At 65.3% G+C, this 17,484-nt stretch carries 17 protein-coding genes; 11 read left to right on the top strand and 6 right to left on the bottom strand.

From position 1 onward, the window contains the following. Positions 1-5: 5 nt before the first annotated feature. From AC1D1F_RS02570 to hutC, 5 genes are all read right to left on the bottom strand, one after another. Complete coding sequence (locus AC1D1F_RS02570; RefSeq protein ID WP_477674830.1) at positions 6-764, bottom strand: transporter substrate-binding domain-containing protein; 759 nt, start codon at positions 762-764, stop codon at positions 6-8. A 27-nt stretch (positions 765-791) separates the two neighbouring features. Beyond that, on the bottom strand, positions 792-1,526 hold the full coding sequence (locus AC1D1F_RS02565; RefSeq protein WP_477695973.1) for an IclR family transcriptional regulator: 735 nt from the start codon (positions 1,524-1,526) through the stop codon (positions 792-794). A 190-nt stretch (positions 1,527-1,716) separates the two neighbouring features. Then, on the bottom strand, positions 1,717-2,931 hold the full coding sequence (hutI, locus tag AC1D1F_RS02560; protein WP_477674828.1) for an imidazolonepropionase: 1,215 nt from the start codon (positions 2,929-2,931) through the stop codon (positions 1,717-1,719). Beyond that, a complete protein-coding gene (locus tag AC1D1F_RS02555) occupies positions 2,928-3,488 on the bottom strand; it encodes a HutD/Ves family protein (protein WP_477674827.1) in 561 nt (186 codons plus the stop codon). Before AC1D1F_RS02555 ends, hutI begins: the two co-directional genes overlap by 4 nt. Beyond that, positions 3,485-4,195, bottom strand: a complete 711-nt coding sequence (gene hutC / locus AC1D1F_RS02550) for a histidine utilization repressor (RefSeq protein ID WP_477674826.1) — start codon at positions 4,193-4,195, stop codon at positions 3,485-3,487. Before hutC ends, AC1D1F_RS02555 begins: the two co-directional genes overlap by 4 nt. A gap of 196 nt (positions 4,196-4,391) precedes the next feature. Here hutC and hutU point away from each other — a divergent pair, with 196 nt between their 5' ends. Genes hutU through AC1D1F_RS02510 form a run of 8 tightly spaced genes read left to right on the top strand, consistent with a single transcriptional unit; the run spans position 4,392 to position 13,093 of the window. After that, positions 4,392-6,098, top strand: coding sequence for a urocanate hydratase (gene hutU, locus AC1D1F_RS02545; protein WP_477674825.1), 1,707 nt, complete (start codon positions 4,392-4,394; stop codon positions 6,096-6,098). Positions 6,099-6,103: 5 nt separating this feature from the next. Further along, positions 6,104-7,117 carry an ornithine cyclodeaminase family protein gene (locus tag AC1D1F_RS02540; protein ID WP_477695975.1) on the top strand — a complete coding sequence of 338 codons (1,014 nt, stop codon included), beginning with the start codon at positions 6,104-6,106 and terminating at the stop codon, positions 7,115-7,117. 21 nt (positions 7,118-7,138) lie between these two features. Continuing rightward, a complete protein-coding gene (locus tag AC1D1F_RS02535) occupies positions 7,139-7,966 on the top strand; it encodes a phosphate/phosphite/phosphonate ABC transporter substrate-binding protein (RefSeq protein WP_477674823.1) in 828 nt (275 codons plus the stop codon). Next, positions 7,966-8,937 carry a Bug family tripartite tricarboxylate transporter substrate binding protein gene (locus tag AC1D1F_RS02530; RefSeq protein ID WP_477674822.1) on the top strand — a complete coding sequence of 324 codons (972 nt, stop codon included), beginning with the start codon at positions 7,966-7,968 and terminating at the stop codon, positions 8,935-8,937. Before AC1D1F_RS02535 ends, AC1D1F_RS02530 begins: the two co-directional genes overlap by 1 nt. A gap of 7 nt (positions 8,938-8,944) precedes the next feature. After that, positions 8,945-10,489, top strand: a complete 1,545-nt coding sequence (hutH, locus tag AC1D1F_RS02525; RefSeq protein ID WP_477674821.1) for a histidine ammonia-lyase — start codon at positions 8,945-8,947, stop codon at positions 10,487-10,489. Positions 10,490-10,541: 52 nt separating this feature from the next. After that, the gene (locus AC1D1F_RS02520) at positions 10,542-11,498 is read left to right on the top strand and encodes an ABC transporter substrate-binding protein (RefSeq protein ID WP_477674820.1); all 957 of its coding nucleotides are present in this window, start codon (positions 10,542-10,544) and stop codon (positions 11,496-11,498) included. Positions 11,499-11,510: 12 nt separating this feature from the next. After that, a complete protein-coding gene (locus AC1D1F_RS02515; protein ID WP_477674819.1) occupies positions 11,511-12,290 on the top strand; it encodes an ABC transporter permease in 780 nt (259 codons plus the stop codon). Then, positions 12,287-13,093 (top strand): ABC transporter ATP-binding protein, encoded by an 807-nt coding sequence (locus AC1D1F_RS02510; protein WP_477674818.1) that lies wholly within the window; start codon positions 12,287-12,289, stop codon positions 13,091-13,093. The genes AC1D1F_RS02515 and AC1D1F_RS02510 overlap by 4 nt, the downstream gene beginning before the upstream one ends. Here the strand turns inward: AC1D1F_RS02510 and AC1D1F_RS02505 are convergent. Beyond that, positions 13,090-14,052, bottom strand: coding sequence for a YeiH family protein (locus tag AC1D1F_RS02505; protein ID WP_477653312.1), 963 nt, complete (start codon positions 14,050-14,052; stop codon positions 13,090-13,092). The genes AC1D1F_RS02510 and AC1D1F_RS02505 overlap by 4 nt on opposite strands. Before the next feature lie 345 nt (positions 14,053-14,397). Here AC1D1F_RS02505 and AC1D1F_RS02500 point away from each other — a divergent pair, with 345 nt between their 5' ends. From AC1D1F_RS02500 to AC1D1F_RS02490, 3 genes are read left to right on the top strand one after another with little or no spacing between them, the layout of a single operon-like run. After that, positions 14,398-15,279, top strand: coding sequence for a glycine betaine ABC transporter substrate-binding protein (locus AC1D1F_RS02500; protein ID WP_477695976.1), 882 nt, complete (start codon positions 14,398-14,400; stop codon positions 15,277-15,279). Between the two features lie 50 nt (positions 15,280-15,329). Further along, positions 15,330-16,850: an HAL/PAL/TAL family ammonia-lyase gene (locus AC1D1F_RS02495; protein ID WP_477695977.1), complete on the top strand. Its 1,521-nt coding sequence runs from the start codon at positions 15,330-15,332 to the stop codon at positions 16,848-16,850. Next, positions 16,847-17,470 (top strand): ABC transporter permease, encoded by a 624-nt coding sequence (locus AC1D1F_RS02490; protein WP_477695978.1) that lies wholly within the window; start codon positions 16,847-16,849, stop codon positions 17,468-17,470. Before AC1D1F_RS02495 ends, AC1D1F_RS02490 begins: the two co-directional genes overlap by 4 nt. Positions 17,471-17,484 lie beyond the last annotated feature (14 nt).

Raw genomic sequence — 17,484 nt, 5'->3', positions numbered from 1 at the left:
TTTTCTTATTTGGCGGCGGCTGGAGCCGTGGTGTTGCTAAACCACTTCTTCACGATCTGCGCGTAAGTGCCGTCGGCCTTGAGTTTGGCCAGGGCGCCGTTAACGGCCTTGGTCAGCTCGGGCGTGTCCTTGCGCAGCGCCATGCCGTACTCCTCAGTGGTCAATTGCTGCTCGAGCACGCGCTGGCCGCCGCGGGTGCGCACGTACTGGAAGGCCGCCGGCTTGCCGGTTACGGCCGCGTCGGCGCGGCCGATGTCGACCAGGTTGAACATTTCCTGGTTCTTCTCGACTTCCACCAGCTGCACCTGCGGGTAGTTGGCGGCCAGGTAGCTCACGGACTTGGTGCCCACCTGCACGGTCACTTTTTTGCCATTCAGGTCGGCCAGTGTCTTGATGGCGGTATTGCCTTCCTTCACCATGGCCACCAGGCCGCCCGCATAGTAGGAATCGGTGAAGTCCACGACTTTCTTGCGCTCGTCGGTGATGTAGATGGCCGATACCGCCATGTCAAAGCGCTTGGAGACCAGCCCGGGGACCAGGCCCTTGAAGTCGATGTCTATCCACTCGATGCGCTTGTTCAGGGTCTTGGCGATGGCTTCCACCAGCTCGATATCGAAGCCGGTGCGTTTGCCGGCTTCAACATATTCCATGGGCGGAAAGGTGGCGTCGGTCCCGACACGAAGCACGTCCTGCGCATGTGCGCTGAAAGCGGCCAGGCCGAGGACGGCAACACAGGAAGCAAGGAATTGGCGGCGAAAGTTCATGGGGTCTCTCCAGGGGGTTAAATAAATTCAGCGGCTCAAACTTCGGGAAATACGGGCGGCGGTGACCACTGCCATCTGGATCAGGGGCGGGTGTTTGCCCTGAACACGCACGCTGGGCGCCATCAATGTCAGGGCGCCGACGGCTTGTTTTCCCATGGCGAACAGGGGCACGCTGACGCCCCAGACACCGGCATCCACTTCGCTGTCACTGACGGCGAAGCCGGCCTTGCGGATTTCGGCCAGTTCGGCCAGCAACTCGGGGGGCCGGCGATCAGGGGCTGGCGTGGCGCTCAATGCAGCGACCGACATATGGGCCAGCAGGCATTTGGCCGAGGCACCCTTTTCAAGGGGAACACTGCGGCCTTTTTCAAAAGAGCAGCGCAGGGATTGGCAGCTTTCGACCATGTCGATGCAAATGGCCTGGCCGTTGACCGCGACGATCAGGCCGACACTTTCCTGTGATTGTTGCGCCAGCATCAGCATTTCCTGGCGCGCCTGCTGCGCCAGATGGGACGCCACGTCGTAACCCAGGGCCAGCTGCAGGCTCAAAGGCCCGGGCGCATAACGGCCGTCCGTTTCAAGCACAAAACCCCAGCGCTTGAGCGAGAGCAACTGGCGGTAAAGCGTGCTCTGGCTCAAGCCCGTCTTGCCCAGCAGCTCCACGGCCGTCAGGGGGCGCCCATGCTGCGCCAGCGTGGCCAGCACCACCAGCGCGCGATCAACGGCGGAAGCGGTAGAAGGGGCGGGGGCATCGGGCAACATCGCGTCAGTATCCGGTGCTTGCCTGTACGCGCAAAGCACTATTTCTCATTGGCTGGGAATGGCTGTTTCTTTTTTGGCGTCCGGCGGCACGCAGGCTTTGCGCCGTCGGCGGCAACTCAGGCGCGACAGCTCACGCTCAGCTGCATGGCTAGTCCACACGCCGGCGCAGCGCACCGGCGTTGAGCAACATTCATACCAAGCGGCCTTTGAAGACAGTCTTCAGGCGCGGGTTCGCGCCAAGGGCATAACTCAATTCAGCCGGCCGCTGCACGCCCCACAGCACGAAGTCGGCCCGTTTGCCCTCCGCCAGTACACCGCGGTCGCGCAGGCCCAGGGCGGCCGCCGCATGGCGCGTGACGCCGGCCAGCGCTTCTTCGGGCGTCAGGCGAAACAGCGTGCAGGCCATGTTGAGCATCAGCAGAAGCGAGGTGCAGGGCGAACTGCCCGGGTTGCAATCGGTGGAGATCGCCATGGGCACGTGCTGCTCGCGCAGCAGGGCCACGGGCGGCAATCTGGTTTCGCGCAGGAAATAAAACGCGCCGGGCAGCAACACCGCGACGCTGCCGGCCGCCGCCATGGCCTGCGCGCCTTCAGGCGACAGCCATTCGAGGTGGTCGCAGCTGAGCGCGCCATACCGCGCCGCGAGCTGCGCACCGCCGCTGTCGCTGAGCTGCTCGGCATGCAGCTTGACCGGAATACCCAGGGCTTTGGCCGCGGCGAAGACACGTTCAGTCTGCGCGGTGCTGAAGGCGATGCGCTCGCAAAAGGCATCGACCGCGTCGACCAGGCCCTCGGCGTGCAATACCGGCAGCATCTCGAGCACGGCATCGACGTAGGCATCGGTGCGGCCGGCGAATTCGGCCGGTACGGCGTGCGCACCCAGAAAGGTCGTGCGTATGTCCACCGCATGAGCCTGCCCCAGCGCGCGCGCGACCGACAGCGCTTTGCGTTCGTGCTCGAGCGCCAAGCCGTAGCCGGACTTGATCTCGAGCGTGGTCACGCCTTCGGCGATTAATTCTTTGAGCCTGGGTGCGCTTTTCGCCTGCAGCTCCTGCGCGCTCGCGGCGCGGGTGGCCTTGACGGTGGAGGCAATGCCGCCGCCCGCGCGGGCGATGTCTTCGTAGCTTGCGCCGTTTAGGCGCAGTTCGAATTCATGGGCGCGGTCGCCGCCGTAGACCAGGTGGGTGTGGCAATCAATCAAACCAGGCGTGATGAGCGCACCGCCCGCGTCATGCTGCGTGCTGCAGCGCGCCAGCAATTCGGCCGGCAGTTCCGCGCGCCGACCGACCCAGGCGATGGACTCGCCCTCCACCACCAGCGCGGCATCTTCCATCAGTCCGTAGGGCTGGGCGGCATCGGCCTGCAGCGTGGCGATGTTGCAGTGGGTCCAGAGTTGCAGGCTCATGCGGGAATCTCCATCCAGAGGGCTTGCTGCGCGGCGACTCGCACCGCGGCGCTGCCCGTGACCGTGCGCCAGGCCAGACTGGCGGGGGCCAACTGCAGTACCTCCTCGTCCAGCAACACAGTGGCGGCTGAAGCGTGCGCGTACACGGCGATGGTGGTCCCGGCGTGCAGGGTTTCGGCAAAACGGCCTTCGATGCGGAGCATGCGCGAAGGCTGGGCGCCCCTGCGCACCATCAGGTTGAAGTCGCGCGTCTTGCCATCTATCAGTTCGCAATCCGTGGCGGCCGCACCGTCAAAGAACAAGGGCGCGTCGGCGGCCGTCACACGGTGCTGCTCACCCGCCACCTCCAGTTGCACGCCTGCGCCTTCGAGCACCGCGAACCAGCGCTCTATGCCTTCGAATTTCGAGAAAGGGCCGCTTTGGTCGACGTCGGCCACCGACATGCGCCAGGCCCAGTCGCCCGCATCAGGCCACATGGCCAGCTCGCGCGTAACGCCACCGCCATTGCGCCAAGGCGTGGCGGGAATGTCGGCCAGGTTCACGACATTCCAGCTCATGCCTGGAACTTCCCGGCAAAGCTGTAGCGCGAACCCGGGTACACCAGGCGTGCCACGCTGGCGATGTTGCTGCCGCTCACGGTGCGCCGCATCATGGCCAGGCAAGGCTCGCCCAGCTTGATCTCCAGGTGTTTGGCCTCGAGCGCTGAAGGCAGGCAGGCTTCGATCGAATAACTGGCTTCGGTCAAGGGCGCCTCGGCCAGCAGGTGGTGCGTGGGCGTGGTCTCGCTGAAATCGGTTTCCAGGTAGTGCGGCGCCGCCGCCGGGTTGACGTAGCGGTCTTCATACTGGATGGGCACGCCGTTCTCCAGATGGATCAGGATGGTGTGGAACACCCGGCCGCCCGACCGCAAGCCCAGGGTGCGCGCCAGGTCGGCGCTGGCTTTTTCGGATTCGGCCAGCAGCACGCGCGAGGTGTGCACATGGCCGCGTTCCACCACTTCCTCGTGAATGTCACGAATGGTAAGCGTGGACGAAATGCGGTGCAGTTCCGCAACGAAGGTGCCGGAGCCCTGGATGCGGGTGACCAGGCCCTCGCCCATCAGCTCGCGCAGTGCGCGGTTCACCGTCATGCGGCTCACGCCGAACTGCTCCATCAGCACGGATTCGCTGGGCACCGGGTCGCCCGGCTTCCAGGTGCCGGCGCTGATGCGTTTCTTGATGAATGCCTTGACTTGGCCGTAGGCGGGCAGTGGTGTGGTGGCCATGGTTCAGCGGGTGTGTAAGAAAAAAACATTGTCACCGCAAAAGGCCGGGATCGATCCCTTTGCAGCCCTTGCGCGCACAAACCGTAGATTACGCCAGTTGACACAAGTTGTATAGACAACTACGATTTATACCAGTCGCCGCGCATTCTTTTCTTGAATGTCCGAGAAGTTTTTGTTTTTATTTCCGGAGCAGCCCATGTCCGACCTTTCCCAAACCCCTTTCCTTGACAGCAAGGCCCGCCCGGTGCGTGCCCCCCGCGGCAGCACGCTGAGCTGCGCCAACTGGCAGATCGAGGCGGCCTACCGCATGATCCAGAACAACCTGGACCCGGAAGTCGCCGAAAACCCCGATGAGCTCGTGGTTTACGGCGGCATCGGCAAGGCCGCCCGCAACTGGCCAGCCTTCGACGCCATCCTCGACTCCCTGCGCAAGCTCAAGGCCGACGAAACCCTGCTGGTGCAGTCGGGCAAACCGGTGGGCGTGTTCCGCACCCACCCGGGCGCGCCGCGCGTGCTGATCGCCAATTCCAACCTGGTACCCAAGTGGGCGACCTGGGAGCATTTCAACGAGCTGGACCGCGCCGGCCTGATGATGTACGGCCAGATGACGGCCGGCAGCTGGATTTACATCGGCACCCAGGGCATCGTGCAGGGCACCTATGAAACCTTTGTGGAAGCGGGCCGCCAGCATTTCAACGGCGACCTGGCGGGCCGCTGGGTGCTGACCGCCGGCCTGGGCGGCATGGGCGGCGCGCAGCCGCTGGCCGCCACCTTTGCCGGCGCCTGCTCGCTCAACATCGAGTGCCAGCAGTCCAGCATCGATTTCCGCCTGCGCACCCGTTACGTCGACAAGCAGGCCAAGGATCTTGACGAAGCGCTGGAGATGATCAAGCACCACACCTCGCGCAAGGAGGCCGTCTCCATCGCGCTGTGCGGCAATGCGGCCGAGATCGTGCCCGAGCTGGCCAAACGCGCCAAGGCCGGCGGCCTGCGCCCCGACATCGTGACCGACCAGACCTCGGCCCACGACATCATCAACGGCTACCTGCCGATGGGCTGGACAGTTGCGCAATGGAAAGCCGCACAGAAAGACCCGGCCCAGCATGCCGCGTTGACCAAAGCCGCGGGCGAGTCCTGCGTGGTCCACGTCAAGGCCATGCTGGCCTTCCACGAAATGGGCATCCCCACGGTGGACTACGGCAACAACCTGCGCCAGGTTGCGAAAGACTTCGGCGTGGACAACGCTTTCGACTACCCCGGTTTTGTGCCGGCCTATATCCGCCCGCTGTTCTGCCGCGGTGTCGGCCCCTTCCGCTGGGTGGCGCTCTCGGGCGATCCGGAAGACATCAAAAAGACCGACGCGAAAATGAAAGAGCTGTTTCCGGAGAACAAGCACCTGCATCGCTGGCTGGACATGGCCGAGGAGCGCATCGCCTTCCAGGGCCTGCCGGCGCGCATCTGCTGGATAGGCCTGGGCGAGCGCCACCGCGCGGGCCTGGCCTTCAACGAGATGGTGAAAAGCGGCGAACTCAAGGGCCCCATCGTCATCGGCCGCGACCACCTGGACAGCGGCTCCGTCGCTTCGCCGAATCGCGAAACCGAAGCCATGAAGGATGGCAGCGACGCCGTGAGCGACTGGCCGCTGCTCAACGCCCTGCTCAACACCGCGAGCGGCGCGACCTGGGTCAGCCTGCACCACGGCGGCGGCGTGGGCATGGGCTACTCGCAGCACTCGGGCGTCGTCATCGTCTGCGACGGCACGGCCGACGCGTCGGAAAAACTCGCCCGCGTGCTGTTCAACGACCCGGCCACCGGCGTGATGCGCCATGCGGATGCGGGCTATGACATCGCCAAACAAAGCGCCAAAGACAACGGGCTGAACCTGCCCATGATAGGAAGCTGAAACACATGTCCGATAGCACCGCCGAGATCCATCTCACCTACCTGAACCATCCCGACGTCCAGGCCCTGGCCCTGACCGACGCGGAGATCATCGCCGCCGTCGAGCAGGCCCTGCACGCGCAGGGCAACAAGCAGACGACGATCGAACCGCGCATGCACCTGGTGCCGGAAAAAGACTACCCCGGCCACTTCAATGTGCTGCGCGGCTACATACGCCCGCTGGGCCTGGCCGGCGTGAAGGTGGTGGGCGACTTCTACAAGAACTATGAGCAGGGCCTGCCTTCGGAGCTGGCGATTCTCAACCTGTTCGACCCCAAGAACGGCTCGCCCATCGCCATCATCGACGCCTCGGACATCACCGACATGCGCACCGGCGCCATCACCGCGCTGGGCGCCAAGCACCTGGCGCGCAAGAACTCGAAAATCCTGGGCCACATCGGCGCGCGCGGCACCTCCTACTGGAACGTGCGCCTGCTCGACTCGATCTACAACTTCGACGAAATCCGCGTGCACTCGCGCCGGCCCGAAAGCCGCAATGCCTTTGCCGCCAAACTTGAAAAAGACCTGGGCAAAAAGATCACCGTGACCGAGGACTGGGAGTCCTGCGTTCGCGGCGCCGACATCGTGGTCGAGGCTTCGCGCCTGGAAAAACCCACGCCCATGCTGAAGACCGAGTGGATCAAAAAAGGCGCCTGCGTGATTCCCTACGGCACCATGAGTGCGGTGGAGCTCTCGCTGACCGACATCATGGACAAGATGGTGATGGACGACTGGGGCCAGGCCAAGGCCGGACCGCTGGGCGCGCTGCGCGCCCATGTGGACGCCGGCAAGCTGTCGGAAACCACGCTGCACGCCGAACTCGGCCAGATCGTCGCGGGCCTCAAGCCCGGGCGCGAGAGCGATGACGAGACCAACCTGTTCTGGCACCGCGGCCTGTCGCTGTCGGACATCGCGCTGGGCGCCTTCATGCTCGAAAAAGCCAAGCGCATGGGCCTGGGGCAAAAGCTGCGTTTCCGCTGAACGGCCAGCAGGGTGCACGCCGTGAATTCACCACAAGCCGGGGAAGCGCTGGTCGCCAATGCCCGCATGTACTCGGCCACGCCGGCGGCCAAGGCCGACTGGAAGGCCTTGCTGGCCTGGGTGCTGGACCGCGCGGGCCTGCCCTGGGACTTGATGGACTACGACGCGCCCGCGCCGCTGTCGCTGCTGTGGGCGCGCGATGACCTGGGCCTGGCGATGATGTGCGGCCTGCCCTTCGCGCAGCGCGGCGCACAGCCTACGCTGGTGGCCGCACCCATTCCGTCGCCGGCGCGCTACGGCGGCAAACCGGTGTACTTCACCGACATCGTGGTACGCGCCGACGCGCCCTACCGCAGCCTGGAAGACACGTTTGGCGGCGTGATCGGCTACACCCTGGCCGACTCCATGTCGGGTGGCGTGGCCTTGCGCCATCATCTGGCGCCTTATCGCCAAGCGAAAGGCTCGCGCCTGTACCGCAAGGCCGTGGGCGAACTGATCAATGCGCGCGGCGTGATCACCGCCCTGGCCGAAGGCCGCATAGACGCCGGCCCGCTGGACAGCTACTACCACGATCTGCTCAAGGCCTACGACCCGGCCTTCGCCGCGCAGGTGCGCACGCTCACCAGCACGGCAGCGCTGCCGATTCCGCCGCTGGTGGCCACCGCCGCCTTGCCGCCCGAGACCTTGTCAAGCCTGCGCGAGGCGCTGCTGGCAACGGCCACGGCGGCTGAGACTGCACCGCTGATGCGGCGCCTGCTGCTCGCGGGTTTTGCCTTTCCCGACGCGAACGACTACCGGCCCCTGGCCGCCATGGACGGCGGGCCGGCGCCCACACTGGATGACATTTGATGAAGCTGCTGCCCACGCGATCCACGTTCCTGGCCTTGCTGCTCGCCGCTGCCTCCTTCGGCGCCGCGGCCCAGGCTTACCCCTCCAAACCGCTGCACGTCATCGCGCCCTTTCCGCCCGGTGGTCCCGTCGACGTGCTGGGCCGCGTGCTGGCGCAGGGCCTCTCGGAATCCATGGGCCAGCCAGCCGTGGTCGACAACAAGGTGGGCGCGGCCGGCAACATCGGCATTGACCAGGCCGCGAAAGCCGCACCCGACGGCTACACCCTGGCCATCGTCCCTTTGGGCAATATCGCGGTCAACCCGGCCCTCTATCCCAACCTGTCCTACAAGGCCACCGACCTCGCGCCCGTCACCATGCTGGCCACGGTGGAGAACGTGCTGGTGGTCAACAGCGCCGTGCCGGCCCGATCCGTCAAGGAATTGCTGGCGCTGGCCGCGCAGAAGCCGGGCGGTATCAGCTTTGCCTCGCCGGGCGCCGGCAGCCAGGCGCACCTGGCCGGCGAGCTGCTGGCCCTCAACAGCGGCGTGCAGCTGCTGCATGTTCCCTACAAGGGCATAGGCCCGGCGCTCAATGATTTGCTGGGCGGCCAGGTCAGCATGATGTTCGCGCAGATGTCTTCGGTGCTGCCCCACATCAAGAGCGGCAAGCTGCGCGCACTCGGCGTGGCCAGCCTCAAGCGCTCGGCCGTGATGCCCGAAACACCGACGATTGCCGAGCAAGGCCTGCCGCGCTTCGAGGCGGTGTCCTGGTATGCGCTGATGGTGCCGGCCGGCACGCCGCGCGCCGTGGTCGACAAACTCAATGCGGAGACCGTCAAGCTCTTCGCACGGCCAGAGCTCAAGGAAAAGCTGGCCGCGCTGGGCATGGAGGCCGCGGCCGGAAAACCTTCCGACCTGGCGGTCGCCATCCAGGCTGACACCCAGCGCTGGACCGACGTGATCCGGCAAAAAAACATCAAACCCGAATAACACAACCATGACCCTCACTCTCCAACCCGGCCGGCTCACCCTGGCGCAATTGCGCGACATCCACACCAGCAATAAGACGCTGTCCATCGATCCTTCGGCCACAGCGGGCATTCGCGCAAGCGCCGCGCTGGTGCAGAAAGCCGCGCAGGGCGGGGATGCCGTCTACGGCGTGAACACCGGCTTCGGCAAGCTGGCCAACCAGCGCATCGCGCAGGCCGACCTCGAAACCCTGCAGCTCAACCTGCTGCGCTCGCATGCCGTCGGTGTGGGCGAACCCATGCCTGAACGCGTCGTGCGCCTGGTGCTGCTGCTCAAGGCCGCAAGCCTGGCGCGCGGCTACTCGGGCGTGCGGGAAGTGGTCATCGACACATTGATGGCGCTCTACAACAAGGGCCTCACGCCGGTGATCCCTTGCCAGGGGTCGGTGGGCGCTTCGGGCGACCTTGCACCGCTGGCCCATTTATGCCTGCCGCTGATTGGCGAGGGCGAAGTTTTCTACAAGGGCAAGCGGATCGCCGCCGCCGATGCGCTCAAGCAAGCCGCCATCACGCCGGTCAAGTTGTCGGCCAAGGAAGGCCTGGCGCTGATCAACGGCACGCAGGTCTCGACCGCGCTGGCGCTGGACGCATTGCTCGCCACCGACCGCCTGTTCGAAGCCGCCGTGATTTCGGGCGCCGTGACGCTGGATGCCGCGCGCGGCAGCGACGGCCCCTTCGACCCGCGCATCCACGCGGTGCGCGGCCAGCCCGGCCAGATCGCCTGCGCCGCCGCCTACCGCGCCATCATGGTGGGCAGCGAGATCCGCCGCTCCCACCTCGAAGGCGACGACCGCGTACAGGACCCGTATTGCCTGCGCTGCCAGCCGCAAGTGATGGGCGCCTGCCTGGACCAGATGCGCTACGCCACGGAGGTGCTGATGCGCGAAGCCAATGCGGTGACCGACAACCCGCTGGTGTTCGCCGAGGACGAGACGCTGCTGTCCGGCGGTAATTTCCACGCGGAACCGGTTGCGCTGGCCTGCGATGCGCTGGCCGTCGCCATCGCCGAAATCGGCGCCATCACCGAGCGCCGCATCGCCATGCTGGTCGATACCGTGGCTTCGCGCCTGCCGGCCTTCCTGACGCCCGAGCCGGGCCTGAATTCCGGCTTCATGATCGTGCATGTGACGGCCGCTGCGCTGGCCTCCGAAAACAAATCGCTGGCCCACCCGGCCAGCGTGGACAGCCTGCCCACCTCGGCCAACCAGGAGGACCATGTGAGCATGGCGACCTTCGCGGCGCGCCGCCTGCAGCCCATGCTGCGCAATACCGAGTACATCGTCGCCATCGAACTGCTGGCCGCCGCGCAGGGCATTGAATTTTTGCGCCCGCTCAAGAGCTCGGCCGTGCTTGAAGGCGTGCTGCAACTGGTGCGCCAGGCCTCGCCGGCCATGATGCATGACCGCAGCCTGGCGCCCGACATGGAAAGGGTGCACCAATTGGTGGCGGGCGGGCGCATAGGCCTGGCCGGAGAGGCCCAAATCACCGAGTTAACCGCCTTGCGGCTGGCATGAAGCCTGCATACATTAGCGATACCGTTACCTCTACCTACACAGGAGCCTCTTCATGAAACAGCAACTCGTAATCTCCCTGCTGGCCGCAGCATCCGCCCTGGCCGTGGGCGCCGCCCACGCGCAGGAGACCAAGGTCGCCATCGGCATTTCGGGCTGGACGGGTTTTGCCCCGCTGACCCTGGCCAAGGAAGCCGGCATCTTCAAGAAGAACGGACTCGACGTCTCGATCAAAAAGATTCCGCAAAAAGACCGCCACCTCGCGATCGCCTCGGGTGACGTGCAGTGCGCCGCCACCACGGTGGAAACCTGGGTGGTGTGGAACGCCAACGGCGTGGCGACCACGCAGATCTTCCAGCTCGACAAAAGCTACGGCGCCGACGGCATGGTGGTGAAACCCGCGATCACCAAGATCAGCGACCTCAAGGGCAAGACCGTGGCCGCCAGCGCGCCCGGCACCTCGCCCTACTTCGCCCTGGCCTGGATGCTGAAGAAAAACGGCATGAGCACCAAGGACGTGAAGGTCGTCAACCTCGAGCCGCAGGCCGCGGCCAACGCCATGATCGCCGGCACCGACGGCGTCGATGCCGCGATGACCTACGAGCCCTACCTGGGCGCGGTGCGCGCCAAACCCGAAGCCGGCAAGATCCTCGCCACCACGCTGGACTACCCCATGGTGATGGACACCTTCGGCTGCACGCCCAAATTCCTGAGCGAAAACCCCAAGGCCGCCAAGGCCCTGGCCGACAGCTATTTCGATGCCGTCGAGATGATCCAGAAAGAGCCCAAGAAAAGCTTCGAGATCATGGGCGCCGACGTGAAGCAGAGCGGTGAGGCCTTTGAGGCCTCGTCTAAATACCTGCGCTGGCAGGACCGCGCGGCCAACCAGAAATTCTTTGCCGGTGAGCATGCCGCCTTCAGCAAGGAAGCCGCCGAGCTGCTGATGGAAGCGGGCATCATCAAGTCGCTACCCGACATGGGCAAGCTGGCTGATACGCGTTTTCTCAAGTAAGCACGCGAGCGCATGCGGCCACTCCAACCCGTAACGCCCGGCGCGCGCATCGCGCTGGGCATCAGTTTTTTTGTTCTGTTCTTTGCCGTGTGGGCTTTCTTCACGCTGGGCGGATATGTCTCCAAGACCTTCCTGGCCGACCCGATCACCATGGTGAGGTCGGGCTACGACCTGCTGGCCAACCAGGGCTTCATCAAGGACATCGGCATGACGGTCTGGCGGGTGCTGGGCGGCTTCGCCGTGGCGGCCCTGCTGGCGGTGCCGCTGGGCGTGATGATGGGCGCCTACAAACCGGTTGAAGCCTTCTTCGAACCCTTTGTGAGCTTTGCGCGCTACCTGCCGGCGTCAGCCTTCATTCCCCTGCTGATCCTGTGGGCCGGCATTGGCGAGACGCAAAAGCTCTCGGTGATTTTTATCGGCTCCTTCTTCCAGCTGGTGCTGATGATTGCCGTGAGCGTGGGCAACACGCGGCGCGACCTGGTGGAAGCGGCCTACACCCTGGGCGCGGCCGACCGCGGCATCGTGGTGCGCGTGCTGCTGCCCAGCGCCGCACCCGAGATCGCCGAAACCCTGCGCATGGTGCTGGGCTGGGCCTGGACCTATGTGATCGTCGCGGAGCTGATTGGCGCGTCCAGTGGCATAGGCCACATGATCACCGACAGCCAGGCGCTGCTGGCCACCGACCAGATCATCTTCGGCATCATCGTGATCGGCGTGTTTGGCCTGGTCACCGACCTGGCCTTCAAAGCACTGAACCGCAAACTTTTCCCGTGGGCACAGTTAGGCCGATGACTTCTTCCTCCCCCATCCTGACCGTTACCCAGCTGTCGAAAACCTTCGCCGCCAACAAAGGCCCAGGCACGGTGGCGCTACAAGCCACAGACCTGAGCGTCGCCGAAAACGACTTCATCACCATCCTGGGCCCTTCGGGCTGCGGCAAGTCCACTCTGCTGCGCATGGTGGCCGGGCTGGACACGCCGAGCAGCGGCAGTATCGTGCTGGACGGCAAACCCATCGCCGGCCCGGGCGCCGACCGCGGTATGGTGTTCCAGAGCTACACGCTGTTTCCCTGGCTCAGCATCCTGCAAAACGTCTGCTTCGGCCTGCGTGAAAAAGGTTTGGCGCTGGACGCGCAACTCGACATCGCGCACCAGTTCATCAAGAAGGTGGGCCTGCAGGGTTTTGAGAACCATTTCCCCAAGCAGCTGTCGGGCGGCATGCAGCAGCGCACCGCGCTGGCGCGGGCCCTGGCCAACAACCCGCGCATCCTGCTGATGGACGAGCCTTTCGGCGCGCTGGACCACCAGACGCGCGAGCTGATGCAGGAGCTCTTGCAGGGCATCTGGGAGGCCGAGCAGAAAACCGTGCTCTTCGTGACGCACGACATCGACGAGGCCATCTTCATGGGCAACCGCGTGGTGGTGATGAGCGCGCGTCCCGGCCGCATCAAGTGCGACATCGCCGTGCCGCTGGCGCACCCGCGCCACTACTCGGTCAAGACGACGCCGGTGTTCACCGAACTCAAGGCGCGGCTGACCGAGGAGATTCGCGTCGAAGTGCACCGCGCGGCGGGGCTGCAAGCCCCAGCGGCTTAAAGACCCAATCGCAGCACGATCACTGCGCCCAGCACCAGCGCGGCGATCAAAATCGTCTCACCGACCAGCATGGCGACGGGCTGCCAGCCCAGTTTCATGAGGTCTTCAAAACTGGTCTTGATGCCGGCCGCCGCGATGGCCGTCACCAGCAGCCAGCGCGAGGTGTCGCTGGCGGCCTGGGTCATGGCCGGCGTGAAAGCGCCTATGGTGGCCAGCAGCACGAGCACGATGAAGGCCAGCAGGAAGCCGGGCACCAGGGGTACCTCCTCATCCACCGCCTTGGCGTCGGGATGCTTGCGGTAGCTGATGGCGATCAACAGCACGATGGGCATCAGCAGCATCACGCGGAACAGCTTGACCACGGTGGCGGTGTCACCGACCTCGGGGCCCAGCATCATGCCGGCCGCCACCACCTGCGCCACGTCATGGATGGTGCCGCCCAGGAAGATGCCGCCCTGCGCGGGCGCCAGGCCTATCAGCTTCAGGGCAAAGGGATAAAGAATCATGCTCAGGGTGGAGAGCACCGTGACGCCGACCACGGCCAGCAGGGTGAAACGCTCGTTCTCTTTCGTCTGCGGCAGCACCGAAGAAATCGCCAGCGCGGCGGACGCGCCGCAGATGGCAACCGCACCGCCTGAAAGCACACCCTCCTCGCGCGGGCGCTTCAGCCATTTCGCGAGCAGCAGGCCGAACCCGATGGTGAGCGCCACCGCGACGACGATGACCAGCGCGGTCTCGACGCCGAGCTTGGCGACCTGTGTCAGCGTGATGCGCGCGCCCAGCAGGGCGACACCGACACGCAGCAGGGTGCGGCCACAAAAATCAACGCCGGTCTTGACCTTGGGGTTGCTGTTGAGGAAGTGAAAGGCCAGGCCTATCAGCAGCGCATACAGCAGCTGGGGCCCGCCGTAATGCTCGGACAGAAAGGTCGCGGCCAGGGCGATGACCACACACACCATGGCGCCGGGAACGCTGGCTTTCAGGAGGGAGACGGAAGGAAGAAAGGACACTGGAGAGGGGACCGGCGATAAGACCGGGGTAAAACGGAAAAAGGGCGGGAAAAGGGCGAAAAAAGCACCGGCGGCGAGGCTTCCGGCTGTGGTCTGGTTTATGCGGAAAACAGCTATCACCGGGTGATTTTCCGTCTTGCACACGCTATTTCCATATGCTACTATTATTAGGTTGTATATACAAGTTGAGGCGCTGGAAGCACCAGGATGGCGCGGTTTCCAGGCACGGGATGTGCATGCAACGGGCCAGAAGATTCCTTGTTTCAGTTCGCCGCAACCTATTCGGAGATCACCATGAAGATCAGCAAACTTTTGGCCCTGTCCGCTTTCGCGCTGGCCGCCTTCGCGCCGCTCGCCTCGCACGCCCAGCAAGCCGTGCGCGTCGGCTCCAAAAACTTCACCGAGCAGTTCGTGCTGGCCGAAATCTACGCGCAGGCGCTTGAGGCCGCCGGCATCAAGACCGAAAAGAAGCTCAACCTGGGCGGCACGCTGATCGCCCAGAAGGCGATGGAAGAAAAGCAGATCGACTTCTACCCCGAGTACACCGGCACCATGCTGCTGGCCGTGCTCAAGCAGGAGCCCATGACGGACGCCAAGGCGGTGTACGACAAGGTCAAGGACGCCTATGCCAAGATGGGCTTTGTGGTGCTGAACCAGTCCAACCTGAACAACGGCTACGTGATGGTGGTGCGTGCCGACACCGCCCAGAAGCTCAAGCTCGAAACCCTGTCCGACCTGGCCAGGGCGGCCAAGGACCTGAAGGTCGGCGCCGGCCCCGAGTTCCGTGACCGCAAGGACGGCCTGCCCGGCCTCAAGGCCAAGTACGACATGGTCTTCGGCGAAGACCTGCAGATGGCCATCGGCCTGCGCTACCAGGCACTGAAGAACGACCAGATCCAGGTCGTCAACGGTTATTCCACCGACGGCATGATCAGCGCGCTCAAGCTCAAGCGCCTGCGCGACGACAAGAGCCTGTGGCCGCCTTACTTCGTGGTGCCCGTGATCCGCAAGGAAGCACTCGATGCCAACCCCAAGATCGGTGAAGTGCTGAACCGCGTGAGCGCCCTGCTCGACGAAACCTCCATGGCCCAGATGAACTTCCAGGTCGACGGCGAAAAGCTCGAACCCAAGGACGTGGCCCGCGACTTCCTGAAGGCCAAGGGACTGGTCAAGTAATACGCGTCTTCCGGCGCTCCCCGCACGATCACCGTGAAAGCTTGCACGCCATGACACTCGCGGTCGGGGAACAATGGCTGCGCATCCATGACCTGGTGCGCGTGGCGCGCGGCGGTGAGCCGGTTTCACTGGCACCGCAAGCGCGTGAACACGTAGTCGCGGCGCGTGAGCTGGTCATGCGGCTGGCCACTTCGGGCCAGGCCATCTACGGACTCAATTCGGCACTGGGCGCCAACACCGGCGCGGTGCTGGCCGAAGGCGACCTTGAAGACTACCAGCGACGCGCCGTGCGTGCCCGGGCCGTGGCCGTGGGCCCGGCCTATGACAAGGCCTCGGTGCGCGCCATGCAGTTCGCCCGCATCGCCGGCCTGTCGCGCGGCGGCTCGGGCGTCTCGCCCGCGGTGCTGGACGCCTGCATCGCGATGCTGAACGCCCAGGTACATCCGGTGGTGCCGCGCTTCGGCTCCATCGGCGTGGCCGACCTTCCCCAGCTCTCGCACCTGGCCTTGCCGCTGTTCGGCGAAGGCCAGGCCGAGGTCCGCGGTGAAATTTTGAGCGGTGCCGCCGCGCTCGAACGCGCAGGCCTTAAGCCTGTGACCCTGGGCGCCAAAGACGGCCTCGCCTTGATCAGTTCCAACGCGGCCACCACGGCGCGCGCCGCGCTGGTGCTGCATGACGCCCACGTGGCGCTGGACGCCTGGCTGGCCGCCGTGGCGCTCGGTTATGAAGGCTTCAGGGCCAACCTGTCGCCGCTGCACCCTGGTGCGGTGGCAGCCCGGCCGGCGGCCGGCCAGGTCGAAGTGGCACGCCAGTTGCGCGAACTGCTCAAGGGCAGCGCCCTGCTGGAGCCGGGCGCCGCGCGCCGAGTGCAGGACCCGGTGTCCATGCGTGTGGTGCCGCAGGTGCACGGCGCCGCGCGCGACATGGTGGACGCGGCCTGCGCGCAGGTCGAGATTGAACTCAACAGCGCGGCCGACAGCCCGCTGGTGCTGGCCGAAGAGGGCGTGATGCTCTCCAACGGCAACTTCCACGTGCCGGGCCTGGCATTGGCGCTGGACGCCTCGGCGATTGCGCTGGCGCAGGCGGCCAGCATGTCGGTGTCGCGCAGCCAGCGTTTCATGTCGCCGGCGCTCACCGGCCTGCCGCTGCAACTCACGCGCCACGGCCCGGCCCATTCGGGCTTCGCCACAGTGCAGAAAACCCTGACTGCGCTCTGGGCCGAAGTGCGGCTGCGCGCCAACCCGGGATCGCTCGACTACCTGCCGGTCTCCGAAGCGCTGGAAGACCATGCCTGCATGGCGCTGGGTGTGGCGGAAAAACTGGGCGAACTCGTGGAGCGCGTGCGCTACCTGATCGCCATCGAATTGCTGGTGGCCGCCCAGGCGGTGGACCTGCGCGAACTGGATCCTGCGCAGATGGGCGAAGGCGCGCGGCGCACCTTTGCGCAAGTACGCAAGCTGGTTCCTGTGCTGGACGAAGACCGCCCGCTCGGCCCCGACATAGACCGCATCCAGGCCGCCGTCGCCGCGGGCGTGTTCGGCCCTGAAACCGCTCGCCAGGGCGTGGCATGAGCTGGTTTCTGCGCAATTGGCCCGACGTGCTGTATTCACTGTGGGAGCACGTCGCGATTTCGCTGACGGCGCTTGTCATTGCTTTCGCGTTGTCGCTGGTCATCGGCGTCGTGGCCGCGCGCCGTGAAAGACTCTACGGCGCGGTCATGACCATCTCGGGTTTTCTGTACACCATCCCGACGCTGGCCTTCCTGGCCTTTTTGATTCCCGTGGTGGGCCTGGGCCGCACCAACGCCATCATCACCATGGTGGCGTTCTCCCTGATGATCTTGATCCGCAGCGTCGCCACCGGCATACGCGAGGTGCCGGCCGACATCATCGACGCGGCGCGCGGCATGGGCATGAACAAGGCGCAGATCATGCGGCGCATCGAGCTGCCGCTGGCCCTGCCCCTGATCGTGGCGGGCCTGCGCGTCTCGGCCGTCACTGTGATCAGCGTGACGGTGGTGGCCGCCTACGTCAATGCGGGCGGCCTGGGCACGCTGATCTTCAACGGCATCGCGAGCGACCACCCGGCCAAGATCTGGACCGGCGCGCTGACGGTCTGCGCGCTGTCCGTCGTCGTCGACCTGGCGCTCGCCCTGCTCGAGCGGCGCCTGAAAAACCGGCGCGCAGCCTGAAACCCAAGAGGCCC

This window comes from Polaromonas sp. P1_H6 (assembly GCF_056405195.1).
This window is presented reverse-complemented; position numbering and strand designations above follow the sequence as displayed.